This is a genomic window from Methanobacterium sp., assembly GCF_038562635.1.
GTDB lineage: Archaea > Methanobacteriota > Methanobacteria > Methanobacteriales > Methanobacteriaceae > Methanobacterium_D.
Map to the genome: position 1 here is coordinate 1 of NZ_JBCFBO010000006.1, position 14,108 is coordinate 14,108.

Annotated in this window: 15 protein-coding genes; all 15 read right to left on the bottom strand. The window is 33.3% G+C overall.

Annotated features, from left to right (window positions below):
• The coding region (locus AAGU07_RS16295; protein WP_342460144.1) for a hypothetical protein at positions 1 to 341 on the bottom strand (341 nt) is incomplete at its 3' end.
• Positions 342 to 921: 580 nt separating this feature from the next.
• Complete coding sequence (locus tag AAGU07_RS16300) at positions 922 to 2,058, bottom strand: hypothetical protein (RefSeq protein WP_048037559.1); 1,137 nt, start codon at positions 2,056 to 2,058, stop codon at positions 922 to 924.
• Between the two features lie 21 nt (positions 2,059 to 2,079).
• Entirely contained in the window at positions 2,080 to 2,280 is a 201-nt protein-coding gene (locus AAGU07_RS16305) for a hypothetical protein (protein ID WP_048037561.1), read from the bottom strand.
• A 266-nt stretch (positions 2,281 to 2,546) separates the two neighbouring features.
• The gene (locus AAGU07_RS16310) at positions 2,547 to 3,185 is read right to left on the bottom strand and encodes a hypothetical protein (protein ID WP_048045022.1); all 639 of its coding nucleotides are present in this window, start codon (positions 3,183 to 3,185) and stop codon (positions 2,547 to 2,549) included.
• A 512-nt stretch (positions 3,186 to 3,697) separates the two neighbouring features.
• A complete protein-coding gene (locus AAGU07_RS16315) occupies positions 3,698 to 5,182 on the bottom strand; it encodes an IS1182 family transposase (protein WP_015411731.1) in 1,485 nt (494 codons plus the stop codon).
• A 262-nt stretch (positions 5,183 to 5,444) separates the two neighbouring features.
• Positions 5,445 to 6,212: a winged helix-turn-helix transcriptional regulator gene (locus AAGU07_RS16320; protein ID WP_342460145.1), complete on the bottom strand. Its 768-nt coding sequence runs from the start codon at positions 6,210 to 6,212 to the stop codon at positions 5,445 to 5,447.
• Complete coding sequence (locus AAGU07_RS16325) at positions 6,172 to 6,672, bottom strand: pre-peptidase C-terminal domain-containing protein (protein ID WP_052716897.1); 501 nt, start codon at positions 6,670 to 6,672, stop codon at positions 6,172 to 6,174. Before AAGU07_RS16325 ends, AAGU07_RS16320 begins: the two co-directional genes overlap by 41 nt.
• A gap of 239 nt (positions 6,673 to 6,911) precedes the next feature.
• A complete protein-coding gene (locus tag AAGU07_RS16330; protein ID WP_342460146.1) occupies positions 6,912 to 7,064 on the bottom strand; it encodes a hypothetical protein in 153 nt (50 codons plus the stop codon).
• Between the two features lie 11 nt (positions 7,065 to 7,075).
• Positions 7,076 to 7,318: a pyridoxamine 5'-phosphate oxidase family protein gene (locus AAGU07_RS16335; protein WP_342460147.1), complete on the bottom strand. Its 243-nt coding sequence runs from the start codon at positions 7,316 to 7,318 to the stop codon at positions 7,076 to 7,078.
• Between the two features lie 496 nt (positions 7,319 to 7,814).
• Positions 7,815 to 8,600, bottom strand: coding sequence for a hypothetical protein (locus tag AAGU07_RS16340; protein WP_230625025.1), 786 nt, complete (start codon positions 8,598 to 8,600; stop codon positions 7,815 to 7,817).
• Positions 8,601 to 9,336: 736 nt separating this feature from the next.
• Positions 9,337 to 9,996, bottom strand: a complete 660-nt coding sequence (locus AAGU07_RS16345) for a YIP1 family protein (RefSeq protein WP_011034371.1) — start codon at positions 9,994 to 9,996, stop codon at positions 9,337 to 9,339.
• Between the two features lie 114 nt (positions 9,997 to 10,110).
• Positions 10,111 to 11,148, bottom strand: a complete 1,038-nt coding sequence (locus tag AAGU07_RS16350) for a cytochrome c biogenesis protein CcdA (protein WP_342460148.1) — start codon at positions 11,146 to 11,148, stop codon at positions 10,111 to 10,113.
• Positions 11,149 to 11,638: 490 nt separating this feature from the next.
• Entirely contained in the window at positions 11,639 to 12,451 is an 813-nt protein-coding gene (locus tag AAGU07_RS16355) for a hypothetical protein (protein ID WP_230625024.1), read from the bottom strand.
• Complete coding sequence (locus tag AAGU07_RS16360) at positions 12,444 to 12,824, bottom strand: hypothetical protein (RefSeq protein ID WP_152558013.1); 381 nt, start codon at positions 12,822 to 12,824, stop codon at positions 12,444 to 12,446. The genes AAGU07_RS16355 and AAGU07_RS16360 overlap by 8 nt, the downstream gene beginning before the upstream one ends.
• 43 nt (positions 12,825 to 12,867) lie before the next feature.
• Positions 12,868 to 13,482 carry a hypothetical protein gene (locus tag AAGU07_RS16365; RefSeq protein WP_155395270.1) on the bottom strand — a complete coding sequence of 205 codons (615 nt, stop codon included), beginning with the start codon at positions 13,480 to 13,482 and terminating at the stop codon, positions 12,868 to 12,870.
• Between the last annotated feature and the right edge of the window lie 626 nt (positions 13,483 to 14,108).

Below are 14,108 nucleotides of genomic sequence, written 5' to 3' on the forward strand. Positions count from 1 at the left end.
TCGATTTCCTGTTCTTTTCTCGTTACCTCTTCTGTAGTATATTCAGTAATATTTTCCTCTTCCACAAGATATTCATCAATTAAAGTTTTTAGCTTTTCTTCAGTAATTTCTTCTTTGGGAAGTTTTGTTTCATTGTTTACCACAATAGCCGGGACTTCAAGAAAACCATATTTATTCCATTGGTTGAAACCATCAACAGTACTGGTTTCGATTTTTGATATAATAATAGTATTATTTTTATATTGAGTTTCTATTCGATCGACAATTGGATCGGTTATCTCACAATCATGACAGCCTTTTTGATGGAAATATTGGACCGTAATTGAGTTTGCACAGGCCATCGGTATAAGAATAAGATATAAACAAACAACAACTAGTACTGATATTGTATAAGAAATTTTATTCATGAGAATCCCTGCAGATCTTTTCAGTTTGCAAATTTGTGTATGCCTGTAATGTAGATACACTTACCTTAATCTTAAGTGGCATTCCTACTAACACCTAATAATTTAGCTGTCTCTGTGCCCCCTTTTTGAGAATTTACCAATAGCAGGACCATGATCTAGTCAACTCTCTTGCATTTTATATATCATTTTTTAAAAAGTCTAAAAGAGACTTTACCCTATCCTCTTAGAATCTTCATATTAAATACGAAGAAGTAAAAAAAATAATTTAGAGTTAATTAAGAAGATCAATGATTAAACTGTTGGAAACTTGTCAAAAATATCCATGACTTGACAAAAAGAAACTAGGACTATATGCAATTGGATTACAAAATCAAGCGCAATAGACATCACGATCAAATTTGCTTTTTAGGAAATACAGGTTTGAAACTTATTAGTTTCTTTTAGTTCATTCGCGTAAGTCCTAGAACATACTCTTTAGCATTTAGTTTAATTATTGTAAGTCAGCTGATGTTTATTAAGCCAAAGAATTACTAAAAAAATCAAAGAACATTTGTTTTAAATCAGAGCTTTGTGTTGATTTTTCAGAATCATCAATAGTTTTTTTCAAAGCCAGCACTCCATTAGCTTGTTCTTCTGCAATTAATAAATAACGAATTGAAGCATCCGCCAGAGGAATTGCATCTATTGCATCCTTACTTTTTGCCTCGTTTAATCGTATTTTTGCCATCTCAAAATTAAGTTCTACAAGAGGAAAATCAATATTTGGATCATTAATTATCTCATTCAAAGATTCATTTGTATCTATAAATTGCTTCTCGGCTTTAGATAATGTATTATTTGTGGATGTTCCGTCCCTTAAACTAAATTCTACCAATGCTTTAGTTTCTGCAGCACTCATAATAGCTAAATAATAATTCTTATTAGAATAGTATTCATTAGAATCGTTCAGAGAACTCTGGGCTAACTTTAATGTATCATTTACTTCATTTGAATTATTTAATTGAGATACTTGAACTGTTGCGGCTTGTATCCACTCAGAAGCTACTTTTTTTTCTGCCATGGTAATATGTAGATTATTCATTTGTGGAGAAGAATTATTCCTACTTTTAGCAACTTTTAATAAACTCTTCGTTTTATAAATAGCAAAATCCGATTTGCTTAATGCGTCTAAAGTGTCATTGAAGTTTGAATCATTATAATACTTTTGAGAAATTGAAAGGTAATATTTACTTTCATTGAGATCTCTTTCAGCAAGAGAAGCCCATTCCATGCCTGGATAACTTAAGCTATTTGTTTCAAGACTTGTTAATTCTTCCTGAAGTTCATCATTATCATTCTTAGTCCTGTTAAACATGTAATTAATTACTGTATTTGTTCCATTTATTGTAGTCATCTTATCAGTATTATTTTTCAATATAGCTCTATGACACTTTAAAGCTAAGTTGTAAGAATAAAAAGGATATTCCAAATTACATTCATTAGACTGAACATAAAGTTGGTATAATGAAAAATTAGGGTTGTTTTGATAAAACGAAGATAAACTTGATATCTCATTTGAAGATAACTCATGAAAAACGTTTTGTTCAGAAGCCGCTGGAGCTGCAAGCATAGTGATAATTATGGTTACATAAAGCATTCTACTAATATGCATAGTATTCCCTCAATTTCCTCTCTAATACGCATGAACTGAATAAGCCCATATAAATACCGACGTATATGCCAATATATCAGCAAGTATAATAGCCGACAAAGTTTTGGCAAATGACCATTTCTGTTTATATCCCCTAAATATCAAACTCACATTGATACCAATCCATAATCCAATAATTCCCGGCAGATTAGTCACCAGAACTTGATATAATGTTTCGTACATTTCAATTCCTCTGTAATTAAATCAGTTATAAAACAGTCATGCTTAACTGCTATTATACTGGGAAATTCCATAATTGTTCTACAGTTGGATAATATGATATGATTTATGTAGTTGAATCGAAAAATCAACAGTCGGATAACTTTCTAAAAAGTAAATTTAAACTATACGACTATTGTGCTTGGTTTTGTACCTCAAGTGTAAATCCGAAACAAATCCGAATCATCCACAAGAAACAGTGAAAGCTTAAAAAATTGAAAAAATGCTATTTAACAAATAGCATTGCAGATTTTATCGCACCCATAGGTCATATCGATGAAGCAAGCTCCCAGACACAAACCAACACAAACCACATATCCAATACCTGTTTCTATTAAGATAGAACATAAATATGGACAACCTTCTGCACAACCATAGCCACTCATACCGCTGCATGCACTCATACATAATTGATAGCAGTCAAGACTATGAGTTGTTACCGTACCCTTAACAGAATCGTATACAGTAACCTCGCCAGTATTTGAAGAGGGATTTCCTGTATAAGTCGCTGAAATCGTATGCGATTTATTTGACACTAGATTTGTCTGATATCCACCCGATATTAGTGAAAATGTTCCAGTCCATGTTTCATTTATTTCGTAATCTTTAGAAATATCAATCATTTTAAACGAGTTCGATGATTCTTTATAAATAAACAGGAATCCACCAGATTCTGGGTTATTTACTATATTAAATTCTTTAGGTAAAGTAATCTCCTTTGAAACTACACTTAAGATTTTTTGTTCATCTGATTTGTCTATAGGTGCAGAAGGTCCGCATGCCAACGCAGGCGTAACCAGTATCATACCTACAACGAGCATAATCATGAAAAGCCCACTGATTTTTCTAACTTTGTCATTTAACCTCAATTTATTTCACCTCTTTACTTTAATTCAAGAGGCAAGAAGCAAACTTTAAAATAGTTAGAAAGTTATATACTTCATGCCTTCGGGTATGCAGGGTTCAGCATTGCTCTCAAACTCTACTGAATCCTGTAGAACATCCCCACTTATTCAGTTTTAAATAATCCTTTATAAGTTTTCCGGCCAATTTCTCTAACTATCAGAGATAAGAGAATCTTTACAGATCTAAAATGAGCTACAAAAAACAGTTAGAGAGCTTGGCCGGAAGTTCTATATAGAACAGTTTAACGCCAATTGTTTAAAGTCTACAGCTAGTAACCAGGTTTTCACTAAAAAGAATAATCTATATACCCTTTAGGATATAACATCTCTTTGCGGCAAAATTGGACTTTACGAGATCTTCTGATTTTTATAATTTTGTTATTCAGGTTGTCTCAAAACCATTTTTAATTCTACAATTGGGTAATGCCCTTTCAATTTTTATTTCATTTCAACAAGAAAAAGTAAATTTTCATAGCTCAACATAGCGTATTTGCCATTCTCGCTTGAATTCTCCCCTTATTCCATCCTTTACTTTCTCCTCCAACTATCATTTTCAGCATTTCTTTCAGGTTTTTCCCTTGTCTTTTTATGAAATCTGCTATTTTCTTTATATTGTGTACAGTGCACATCATAACAAATTCAATTCCTGTTTTCCTTTTCCCCCTCAGCAGAAATTCCCTAAACCCTCTATCCTGTTTCATCTGTCCAAACACAGGTTCTACGGTAGACATTCTTTTCTGATACTTTTCCGTACCCTCTTCTGTGTTCAGTTTAGCCCTCATATCCTTCATTAAATGTTCTCGAGGATCTCTTGTTATTGTTCTTTTTCCACTCTCAGTACATGCATTTTTCAACACACACTGAGAACAATAGCTACAGACATAATACCTTAAATCAGGCTCACCTTTCCTCTTTTGTATTCTTGAAAAGGGAATTTCAAAAGCAGCAGGACAATAATAGCAGTCTTTTTCTTCGTCGTATTTAAAAAGAGATTTCCTGAACTTCCTGGTTTTTCCTTCTTTTTCAGCTTTATAGTAGTTGTCAGGAATGTAAGCATCAATGCCTTCTTCCTGTAAAAATTCCAGATTCTCATATGAAAAATAACCTGCATCTGCAAGCACGATTGTTGGTTTATATCCCAGTGTATTTTTTACGTTCTGTATGATTGGTTCTACTTGATGCAGGTCGTTTTCTTCGTTGACAACGTCTGCTGCAACGATAATTTGTTCCTTTTCATCAACAGCAACCTGACAGTTGTATGAAGGTTTCTTGCTCCCATCTTTATGTTTCATAATTCGAGCATCGTTGTCTGTGATGTTTACTTTTTTCAGCTTTTCTTCATCAAGCTTCTTCTTAGCGTTTTTAATCTTCTCTAATCTTTTCTTCTTGTCAACTAGCTCTTCTGGAATCTGATATGGTGTTGAGTCACCATAAATTTCATCTTCATACTTATCTGTCTCAATACTCTCTTTTAGTATCCGATCTATTTCTTTTTCGAGAGAATCCGAACTCTTGCTTTGTCTTGATGAAGCATTTGCCTTGATCTTTGTTCCGTCAATCGAGATACTGGAACCAATCATATCCATTTCTTTACAAAAAGTGACAACCTGGGAAAATATCTCTTTAATAGGACCAAGGTGAGTTGAACGGAATCGACAAATAGTATGAAAATCAGGTTTTTGCATGGCTGCCAGATACATAAATGCAGTATCAGTTTGAGTCATTTGTTGCAGTTTACGTGAACTTCTAATGCCTATAAGATAACCATAAAGTAATATTTTTAAAAGAATTATTGGATGATAGGCTGGGCAGCCTTCCTTAGAATAAGTGGATTCAATAGCAGTGATATCAACGACATCTACGATGTCGTTTAGTACTCGGGCGAGATGATTTTCAGGAACAAAATCTTCCAGGTTTAATGGAAGTAAAAACTGCTGCTTTTGATCGTATTTTCTAAACATGGGAAACACTGGAATTTAGTTTTGTAAAAAAGATAAAGATTTGGGTTTCTGACCCAAATGTGCGATCAGGTATAGTTTTGAGACAACCTGTATTGATGTCTTTTTACCTCAAGATGGGTAAAGTCAGCTTTTATTCTTGAGACTATATAGACTCAGGGTTTAAGAATAAGTAGACTAGAGAAAAAAGATGTAGCGAGATTGAAGCAGACTTTTTCAGAAATTTTTTGATAGCCGTTATTTTAAAACTGGATTCAAGGTTATTTTATCCATATTTTTCAATCAAGTTTTCATAAGTAGGGTTTACTCTATAAATAATGTTTTTTCCTTCTCTTTCTTCATTTATGAGCTCCACTTCTTTAAGAGTTCTCATATACCAGCTAATTGTAGCTCTGGAAACTCCTATTTCATGTGCAAGAGCTGAGTTCGTATTACAATTCCCATTTTGTATTTCTGAAATTATTCTTTGACTTGTTATGTTTTGAAGGGCAGAAATAATTTTTCTTTCTTCTTCATCATAAGTAGAATTATTTTCGAAATACCTAATCTTTCTGCCGTCTTTATGGACTTCAATTTTGTTCTGAACTTCTAGAATGGTTATATGATGCCTTACTCTTCCTCTGCCGAAGCCTGTTTTTTCTACAATTTCATCGATGAATGCTCCCGGTTTAGTTTTAATATATGTATAAATAATAGACCGATCAGGATTATCTAGTACGTTTTCTTTATTAACAATTTTAAATCCCAGTATTACAAAAATAAGCTTTATAAAGTAAAGAACGACGTCTATTATTGATAAAATTTGCATTGCAGCCAGCCAGAGCAAAAACTGCCAGTAAGGCGTTATAGTATCTTCTACTATCTGTATATCCTCTCCAGCTACAGACACCCCAAATTGATCATTTGGGGCAGGAGTCACGATATATTCTGCAGCTTCGGCTGCCAATATTGAAAATGAAAAGAAAAAACAAAGGAGACAGAGTCTCCTGTAATTAATGCAGTGCGACACCAAGTGTATAGCTCTGTGTTCCACTGACTGATTCTCCATAAACCTTAAATTTCCAGGTTCCCTGCTCGACGTATCCCTGAGAGGGATCTATGTTGAGATGTATCCTGCCATTTGTACTTCCGTCAGAACTATCACGGTAAGTTCCGAGTTTGCTTCCAGAGGGGGTGTAAATGGTAAGAGTAAGTGAATCGCTTGTATCTCCCCAGTTTAAATCCACTTCAAGGTAATTCACTCCTGAACCTACATTTACATTGTGAGTTATGGTCTGTCCCTGAGTTATATACTGGGTTGACCGTAGAAGAGAAATAAAATTCTCTGTATCAGAAGAATTTTCTGTCCAGGGACTAATAATGTAATCTTTTTCGGCAGAAGCTAATGTATCTCCCATGTCGAAATTTGTCGCATATTCCTCTTCGGCTGAAACTGCAGGTACAGCCATCAATCCTATTATTACACATAACACAAATATCATCCAGGATTTCAAATAATCACCCAAAAAAGAGCTTTGAAGTCCGGATATATATAACTTCTGTGTAAATTATCAAATAATAATCATACTACCTTTATGAAAGAATATTACTAAATTAAAAAAATAGTCTAAAAAAGACAGCATAAGACCTTTTATCTGGCATATTTCGTCAAAAAAGAAATAGGACGAGGATAAAAAAGCATCCTCTAAATCAGAATAAAATAGTAAATTTTATAAACGATTCCGGTAAAGTCTTAAAGAAGCTGCTTTCCAGCAGCGTCGCCGGATTTGCACTCGTAAACTTCAGTGATTTTCATGACGGCAAGGGCTTTTGCAGGGAACCTATCTCCCATCTTTTTGACAGTCTTGTACATATTCTCGTAATCTTCTCCATCGGTTTTAATCACAAAATCCCCTTTTATCTGGTAGCAACCCTTAATCTCGGGACCCCAGACATAAATTGCACCCGCGGGTTTTCTTCAAGGTTATGACGGGTCTTGTAAAAATAGTTGTCTGCAATCCAGATGGTTTCTCTGTCTTCCTGAAGCTTACAAAATCCGATTGGTATTACGTTTGGCTCTCCATTTTTGGAGGCGGTTGCGAAAGGAAAAATTCTCATTTTTGCAAAATCTTCTACCATTTCATTGCTTAATTTTACCATTTACTTCACCCCTTTGTTAGATCTTTTTTTGTTTGAATAAATCCTCATACTTAACCCTGTGTAATATTTAGTAAGTTAGGGAACTGTGGATATTCAGGATTATAAACAACTAAAGAGCGACAAATATATTAGGACTTACGCGGTTGAAGCACTTTTTCATAAGTTACATTAAAATACTTTTTTTAATATATTGGTATAAATATAACCCAAATTTGACAGAAGCATATATCATCTAATGTCAAAATGGGCCTGATGCTCCTGTTTTCTTTATACAATTCAAGGTTTTGTCTTACATCTTATGATTTTTTTGGCATTATTAATTTTACCAAAATGTAATGTGTCAATGCGATATGTTTTGTATACAAAAATACTGTATTAATTAGCAGAATCTGTCAAATTAGGGGTCTAATATGAAATTTTGGCAGTTTTTGGATCCGGTGACGTAGCTGAGAGATTTGGAACTGGCAAAGTGATTGTAAAAAAATTACTTTTACGTTCATGCTGCTCGCTCTTCTTCTAAATTACCATAAAAATCTAAAACATATTGACTATCCCATAACCAATTGGAGTTATTTCCCCATGGAATTTCCTGTCCAAGAATAGCCTTGACTTTTACATACCCTGTGCCATTAACTTTTGCCAATAGTAAGTTTTTGTAGCAACCACGATATTCTCTAGGCCACTCACTTGGATCATTGTTTGCATCCAACTGAATATTGAAAGATATAATATTTTCTGCTCCTTTTAGATTATCGCTTATATAGACATAGCTATCATAAGTCGGATTTGAGGAATACTTAGTGTAATCTTTATAAAGAATCGAAGAATTATTAGAAACACTTTCAATAGGATACAGTATAGGGCTTCCATTGTTTATAGGGTCAAAAATATCGAAATAGTCCGCAACAAATTCTCTATCAAAAGAAATATCTTCGAGCTTTGTTTCATTTGTCCTAAATCCATACATATAACCTTTATCAGTTTCTGCAATGAATGTTGTCCAGTTTCCTCTCTCTTTGTTATCGAAAGCTTCAGTCGCATTTTCAAAATAAGGTCCTTTGCGGTATTGTTCAGGCTGGTTGAGGATTTCGTGCATCAGATCCTGGGTAAAATAGGGATCTTTTTGAATAGGAGGATTAAAGAATTTACCTTCCTTAGATGCTGGAATAGGAACCATTATCACAGTCGTTCCACTCACTTCGTTTCCGGAAAGGCCACTCACACCTATATTATATATACAATGATATCTTTGAGCTTGACTTCTCCAATCCTTCGCATCCATATAAATAGCATGAGCAAATATACTTCCTATTAGAAAAATAAAAAAACAGCAATAAGCAGCAGATTTCTATTTTTCATTTTATTCACCAATCTTATGTTTTAAAAAATAGAGAGGAGTTACCCTCTAACATACTTTACGAGTCCCATGTTAGTATTCCATCTGAACCAATTATTAAACATGTGGAAAAATTTCCCAATCAATTCTTCGGCTGAAACCGCAGGCAAAGCAATCAATCCTATTATAAAAAAAATACAAATATCATCCAAGATTTCAAATAAACACTAATAAAAGAGTTTAAAAGTTTGTGTATATATAACTTCTGTGTAAATTATCAAATAATAATCATATCTGCCTTTGTAAGAAATGTTACTAAATTAAAAAATAATCTAAAAAACATTATAAGATCTTTTATCTGTAATATTTTGTCAAAAAAGAGATATCATGAGGATAAAAATAATATCCTCAGAATTAAAATAAAACAGTAAATTTTTTATATGACCTCTGAGAAAATTTTAGAGAAGCTGTTTTCCAGCTGCGTCGCCGGATCTGCATTCATAAACTTCCGTGATCTTCATGACGGCAAGGGCTTTTGCAGAGAATTTGTCTACATGCTCCAAATCATTTTTAGCAATTTTCTAAAAATTTGGAACTAAAAATGAAAATATTAGCCCAAGTAAATTTGAAGTATACACCCTATCAGACATGATAATACTCCTTTTGTTTTGTTGTTACAGAATTAAATGCTTCCTGAAGTAAACAGGAATAAATATAATAGGTAAACAACGTACAGGCCTACTGGAATACCGACAGCAAGGGTGGCATTTTTAATTGACATATTTCGCGCGTGTAAAAGTGCAAATACCCATATGTATGCAGACAGTAAGAGGCATAAAATTCCAACTATTTGTGAGGTATAATACAGGGGATTATTTGAGAACATCTGTGTTGTACTTTCAGCTATAAGCTGCGGGTCCTGTAATGAAAAATCTATCGAAGGTGTAAGTTTGTATGTTACAAAAACATTTATTAAACTGCTAAATATTTTTGGCACAAATCCATAACCTACAAACTCTAACGTCCTTTTGAAAGAACCTTTTGATTCAAACACATATGATATTGAATATAAAATTCCAGCTACTATAACCCAGATTAGAAAGACCCAGATCAAACCCCAAATGACACCGAAAAGAATTGCTGTAGTCGATATATATGAACTCATCTCAGAAGGAAGCAGTCCACGCAATTGATTCATAGCCAGAAAACTTGAAACCATTGCAATTACAGCAACTACAAGTAATATCAATACAGGATACTTAAGATCGACATCATTTCTCGACTTTTCCTCGAAAAATGAATTTGGATCAAATAACAGATTATTCAGGTTTAAATTATCCATATTTTTCACATTATTGCATATTATATGTAATGGTTGTCACATGATTAATAAATATTATTATATGTTAATCAGTTTTTTAGATTTTACTTCTTATTTTGTCTTTTATCTTACGACTTAAATCATAATCCATAATCCAAAAAATATGAGCACAAGTCCACTGATTTTTTTCAGATATATTTTATATGAACGGACCTGTTTAGGTAAAGTATAACCCCCTATCAAACCAACCCCAATAAAAGGAGTTAATACTCCGCCACTGAAAGCAAGCAATAGAGCCAGATCATTAACAGTCCCGTTTGTAATAGTCTTGTTGAGAAGTACAAGGAGCATTGGAGCAGTGCAGGGAACTTTTACAAAAGAAAACAATATCCCAAGAAAGAAAACTCCACCCAGAGTGCCTGCATATTTCCTGGCAGAACTCTGAAAATAATTATCCAGAACTACAGGAGATTTCAAGACCCCCAGAAGGTTTAATCCAATGAGAATTACAATGACGCCTGTAATAAAAGAAAAGCTTTCCAAATCTGGAATTGACTTTCGGAATGAAAGCAAACACAAGCCCAATATTAAGTAAGAACCTACCAGCCCTAATCCAAACACTGTTGCACGTACCATTCCACTTTTCGCACTATTGCTCGTCCCTGCAGTAAAGCTTAAAAGAAATCCAAGTATGGCCATCAGGCAGGGTGAAAAACCTGCAAAAAGTCCGAGAGAATAGGCAAATGGCAAATTCAGGTCTGTGTTTATATACTCGATTTCCTGTTCTTTTCTCGTTACCTCTTCTGTAGTATATTCAGTAATATTTTCCTCTTCCACAAGATATTCATCAATTAAAGTTTTTAGCTTTTCTTCAGTAATTTCTTCTTTGGGAATTTTTGTTTCATTGTTTATCACAATAGCCGGGACTTCAAGAAAACCATATTTATTCCATTGGTTGAAACCGTCAGCAGTACTGGTTTCAATTTTTGATATAACAATAGTATTATATTGAGTTTCTATTCGATCGACAATTGGATCGGTTATTTCGCAGTCATGGCAGCCTTTTTGATGAAAATACTGGATTGTGACCGGATCTGCATGAGCTACCGGAATAAATATAAGAGATAAATAAATAATAACTAATAAGGCTGTTATACGAGAGACTCTTTTCATGAAAATCCCTAAAGCGTATCTTTTCGTTTTAGAAGGATGCAGACGTTTATTTTAGATCACTATCGTGTTAATTATTCAATGCAAATTGTTATTCAGTAGATATTTAAATGATAACGGAAACAGTGAAAAATAAAATTTGTGTATTTATTTCTTAAGTCACCATAACATCTTGCTTTCAGCAAGTCGACATTTAACTTTTGATTAATTTCAATGGTGCCGATTTTGAAATAATGCTTTCAAATTGTGTGCAGTTTCTAGGTATACACATGATCGATTATTAATCTCTCATACAAACTTTAATGAATAATTCAGTACTTATATGTGTAGTGGGAGTTGAGCCGCATGTTAACCAATTTTAAACCGAATATAGAGTTAGCGAATGTTCCAAAACGGTACCTTGAAAAATATTTTTTATCTCTAATGTCACTGCCAAAAGTAAGATGAAATGGATAAAATTACAAATAATTGTATGAACCTTAATGTTATTCTATCATTCTTTCCTGATGTTTTCGAGTTCACTACTTATATGCGATTTCATTGGAGTTTCTAGATAATAGTTTTCAATTCCGATACCCTTATAAACTTCGGAGAGATCTGTTATCAAAATTTTATCCACATTATATTCGGATTTAACTAAGAATCCGTCTTCTAGATCTACCCAGTCCTCTCCAGAGATTTTGCCTATTGTTGTTAAATTAATGGTTGAGTTCTCATATTCTTTCTTTGTGTTTGCAGTGAAATTTACCTCTGATCTTATACCAACACATTTAAATTTTCCAGCTTTTGTCGAGACTGTTTTTATACCTATAGAAGTATATTTTTTTGTGCCTTCTAATTCGTCTGTTAATGATGAATTGTAATTTATAGTCCTATTGAATATAACTGTCCAGGACTGACCTTCTTGCATTCCTTTTTCTGGATATTTTAATAGATTTGGCAACTCTGGTTGTATTTCTGGTATGATTCTGTTTTCGGGATCTGATCTTATTAGGTTTCCATAAACATCCATAACTGTGGTATATGAAGATTCTGTATTGTTCCCATCTATTATCTTTGTAGATGTTACATTTGAAGTGATATTGTTTCCATCAAAGTCTGAAATTAACATTTCAATGCGAATTGGCACTGTATCTTTTGTTTTTTCTGTAAGATATGTACAGTTATAAACAAATATATCACCCGTATCAAAATTATATTTTAGATTGTAATTAGTTAGAGCTTCTCCAATACAACCAAGTCCAAATACAGAAATTATGAACAGTATGAGTAGTACTTCAAATCTCTTTTTTGGATTTTTATTCATGCTGCTTTCCCCTCCTTAAGGTCGAAATGATCGAATATAATGTCAACAAAATAACAAATGTCCCACATAAAGCAACTATCTTTGCAGTTATGATATGACCAGATCTGAATGAAATCAAACTCCCACAAAGAAGTGCAATACCATAAAAAATACCACTATATATGGCCCAAGTTCTAACTGACTTTTGGTCTTTTGTAGAAATAGAAAGTACAAGAAAAAAAAGTCCAATTCCAGCCAATATTAAGTATAATCCGCTTACAGATAAATTCATTGGAGTTTTTATGGTTGTTATAATACCTCCTATAATGGCAAAAATGGAAGAAAAAAACAAAAGAAGAAATATTTTAGAATTCCTTTTTAAAACTATTCTCATTTAATCTATCTCCTCATAACCGTAATGCTTATAGTCCGCTACGTCACTCATCTCCAAAGTAGTAATCGTAACATGCATTATAGGCAAGTCCGCAGGATCCAAAAGCAATTGGTATGCATGACAAACAAAGTTCTGCCTCAATTGGCTCAGCTGGATCTGGTACCAAAAGTGGGCCACAAACTATTGCACAACCAGAAAAACTCCCTAAACAAATTGCTAAGTTATATATACAATCGCTAAGCCCCCCTTCTACTAATACAACTGCGCTTTCTTCGGTCTGGGGATTGTAAGTGTATATTATATTTTTGAGTTCTTGAGATTCTTTATGTTGGAAGGGTATTGCAACAAATGATATTTCCTTTGTTGAACCATCTTTTTCATTTTTCACTGGTATAATTAATGCTTCAGAGTCCTTTTGTATGAATCCTTCTTTTGTCAATTGCTCTTGAAATTCTTTGACTTTAGTATCTTTTAAAGCCATATTAACTAGTTTCTCTTTGTCTTCTCCTTTTAACTGTATTGAATCTCCAGAGATTGAATTATTTTCACAATTTGTTCCAGCCGGACACGCCATAGCAGGCGTAACCAGTATCATACCTACAACGAGCATTATCATGAAAAGCCCGCTGATTTTTCTAACTTTACTATTTAATTTCACTCTGTTTCACCTCTTCACTTTTGTTTAAGAGGCAAGAAACAAACTTTAAAATAGTTATAAATTAAAATATTTCTTGCCTTCGGGTATGCAGGATTCAGGGGAGGGCTCAAACTCTACTGAATCCTGCAGAACATTCCCACATTCAAAAAACTCATAATCCTTTAAAAGTTTTATGTGTAAACTCTCAAACAATCAGGCATAAGAGAAGAATACAAATCTGAAATAAATTAACAGAAAAATAATTTGAGAGCTTACACAGAAGCTATAAATAATGTTACTTACAGCCTGTCGATTTGTGTCTGCGTCTTCGATGTTTGTTCCTTTTAGGAAAAAATAGCAATATTTTTTAAGACATTACATTTCTCTATAGTGAGAATTAAGTAAGACTGAATTCTACAAGATTTTCTAGCCTTGCAATATTGCTACTAACTACTTTTTAGTTATAAAGTAAGAAAAACCGGCTCCAATAGAGAAAGTCGTAAAACAAAAGTGTGATCGGTACAAAGGGAATCTCACTTTATTATTGAAGCTGCAATCAATATTTAATTCCTTATTCCAAAATAAGGCAGGTTAGAAGTTCAAGAAATTAGGAATTGAAAAAACAAAAGTATTCTGATACAAAAAGA